This window comes from Nocardioides sp. Leaf374 (genome assembly GCF_916862475.1).
GTDB lineage: Bacteria > Actinomycetota > Actinomycetes > Propionibacteriales > Nocardioidaceae > Nocardioides > Nocardioides kribbensis.
Window position 1 is genome coordinate 1 of record NZ_CAKASO010000081.1, and the last position, 3,049, is coordinate 3,049.

The 3,049-nt window shown below is 73.6% G+C and carries 3 protein-coding genes; all 3 read right to left on the minus strand.

The features are described 5' to 3' along the window. A partial coding sequence (locus tag LPA27_RS19105; RefSeq protein ID WP_228943566.1) for a GAF domain-containing protein occupies positions 1–824 on the minus strand: 824 nt, incomplete at its 3' end. Next, the gene (locus tag LPA27_RS19110) at positions 821–1,303 is read right to left on the minus strand and encodes a chemotaxis protein CheW (protein ID WP_228943567.1); all 483 of its coding nucleotides are present in this window, start codon (positions 1,301–1,303) and stop codon (positions 821–823) included. The genes LPA27_RS19105 and LPA27_RS19110, both read right to left, overlap by 4 nt. Next, a partial coding sequence (locus LPA27_RS19115) for a chemotaxis protein CheA (RefSeq protein ID WP_228943569.1) occupies positions 1,300–3,049 on the minus strand: 1,750 nt, incomplete at its 5' end. The genes LPA27_RS19110 and LPA27_RS19115, both read right to left, overlap by 4 nt.

The following is a 3,049-nucleotide window of genomic DNA, read 5'->3' on the forward strand; positions in this document are numbered from 1 at the left end:
GCCACGGGGGCGCGCACGCAGTCGGTCATCTCACCCAGGTCGGGGGTGAAGAACAGGTCGCGGCTGCGCCAGGCCCGCCCCGAGAGCCCCACGCCCTCGGCGAAGGACGCCTCGAGGGTGACGGCACGGAACTCGGGTCCGGCGTCACCGGACTCGAGGGCGAACTTCAGCGTGCGGTCGGCCTCGTCGATCCTCCAGTAGGACCCGTAGGCCCACCCGAACTCCTCGCGCACGGCGTCGAGGGCCGTGCGCACGGCGTCGTCGACGCTCTGGGCGGCGGACAGACCGGCGAGCACCTTGTTGACCGCGCCGGCGTCGGCCATCGACTCGGCCAGCTCGCGCTCGCTGCGCAGCTTGTCGGTGATGTTCTCCCACGTCGCCATGGCCCCGACGTACTGGCCGTCCTCGTCGTGGATCGCGTGCACCTGAAGGTCGAGGGTCTCCGGGCCGACGCTGATGTGGGCCCGGCGCGGCAGCAGGCTGGGGTCGGCCAGGATCATCCGCTGGTAGGCGGGGTTCTTGTGGAAGATGTCGAGGTTGGCCCCGACGATCTGGTCGGGGCGGATCGGCAGCCAGTCGGCCAGGCGGACCAGGCCCTCCCGGGTCGCCTCGTTGACGTAGGTGATGGTGAAGTCGCGGTCGGCCAGCATGACCCGGCTCGGGATCGCGGCGAGCACGCCGGGCAGGCTCGCCAGGTCGACGCCGGCGCCGGGGGCCGGCGCCGTGGCGACCTCCTGCTGCGACACCACGCCCACGTGGGCGTGCGGGCTCTGACCGTGGGGGGCCTGGCCGTTCGGGCTGGGGGCGACGTCGAGCTCGGTCATGACGGGGTTCCTCCGGTGGTGAGGTGGGACGAGACGTCGACCGCGCGGTCGGCGTCGACGACGAGCAGGATGGAGCCGGCCAGGGGCAGCACGCCGGTGACGACGTCCTGCACACCGGGCGGCAGGTTGGCGGGTGTGGGCTGGAGCAGGTGGTCGTCGGTGTCGATGACGTCGCCGATGTCGTCGACGAGCAGCGAGACCACCTCGCCGCGGCTGCGGACGATGACGTTCATCGGCAGGTCCTCCCCTGCCCGCGGCGGCAGCCCGAGCCGGCAGCGCAGGTCGAGGGCGGTGACGATCTGCCCGCGCAGGTTGATCAGGCCGAGCACGGCGGCGGGTGCGCGCGGCACGACGGTGAGCTGCTGGTAGCGCAGCACCTCCTGGACGTGCTCGACGCTGATGCCGAGGAAGAGGCCGTCGACCCAGAAGGTGCACATCTGGCGGGTGGTCACGGGGGTCGTCGTGGTGGTCGCGGTCATCGGGCACCCACCAGCTCGCGGGCGCCGAGCACCGGCCGCACGACGGCGTCGAGGTCGACCAGGTCGGTGACCCGGTCCTGCACGACGGCGGAGCCGAGCACCCCGGGCCGACGGCCGACCTCGGTGAGGACGACGTGCTCCTCGACCACGTCGAGCACGCGGTCGATGACGATGCCGACGCGACGCCCCTCCTCCTCGTGCACCACCACGGAGAGCTGCTGCTCGGGCGGCGGCGACTCGGGCAGCCCGATGGCCGCGGCCAGGCGCACCAGCGGCAGGATGCCGTCGCGGTACTGCACGACCTCCACCGACCCGGAGCGCTCGACACGGTCGAGGTCGAACTCCTCCAGCCGCGAGACCGCGGTGAGCGGCAGCGCCGCCCGCCGGCCGTGGGAGACCTCCAGCACCAGCAGCGCCCGGCTGTCGGCCTCGTCGACGCGGGCGACCGGCTCGACGGTCTCGACCGAGGTCAGCGCGCGCTCGCGGGCGATGCCCCCGACGTCGAGGATCAGCGCCACCCGGCCGTCGCCCATGATCGTGGCGCCGGCGTACATGGCCAGCTGCTTGAGCTGACGCCCGATCGGCTTCACCACGATCTCCTGGGTGTCGTGCACGTCCTGGACGCACAGGCCGAAGCGGACGTCGTCGGACTGCACCACCACGACGGTGAGCGGGTCGGTGGCGGAGCGGACGCCGGCGCCGTCGCGGCCGAGGGTCTCGGACAGCGACACCAGCGGCAGCAGCCGCCCGCGCAGCCGCAGCACCGGCGCGCCGGCCAGCACCTCGACGTTGTCGCGCAGGTCCTGGCCCTCCAGGCGCACCAGCTCGACCAGGTTGGCCTGCGGGATGGCGTAGCGCTCGTCGGCCTCGCCGATGACGAGCGCGGGGATGATGGCCAGGGTCAGCGGGATCCGCACCCGGCAGGTCGTGCCGGACCCGACCACCGAGAGCATGTCGACGCTGCCGCCGATACGCTCGATGGAGGTGCGCACCACGTCCATGCCGACGCCGCGCCCCGAGACGTTGGTGACCTGCTCGGCGGTCGAGAAGCCGGGACGGAAGATCAGGTGGAGCACGTCGCGGGGCTCCATGCGGGCCAGCTGCTCGCGCGTGACGACGCCGCGCGAGACCGCGGCCGCGCCGATGACGGCAGGGTCGATGCCGCGACCGTCGTCGGAGATCTCCACGACCACCTGGCCGCTCTCGTGGAAGGCCCGCAGGTGCAGCCGCCCGGCCGCCGGCTTGCCCAGCGCGACCCGCTGCTCCGGGGGCTCCAGGCCGTGGTCGAGGGCGTTGCGCACCAGGTGGGTGAGCGGCCCGCGCAGGGCCTCCAGCAGCGAGCGGTCGAGCTCGGTGTCGTGCCCCTCCATCTCCAGGGCCACCTCGCGCCCGAGCAGGTGGGCCAGGTCGCGCACGATCCGCGGCATCTTCGACCAGACCTGGCCGATCGGCTGCATGCGGGTGCGCATGACGCTCTCCTGGAGCTCGCTGGCGACCAGGTCGAGGCGCTGCGCGGCGCGCACGAGCTCGGCGTCGCCGGCCGCGGCCGTCGTGGCGTCGGTGCGCTGCATGATCTGGTTGCGGGTCAGCACCAGCTCCCCCACCAGCTGCACCAGGCCGTCGAGCAGCTCGATGTCGACGCGCACCGAGGAGTCCACGACGCCGCGGGGCGCCGGGTCGGCGTCGGGGTCGAGCGGCTCCGCGACCGCGGCCGGCGCGGGTGCCGCTGCGGGCGCGGCTACGGGC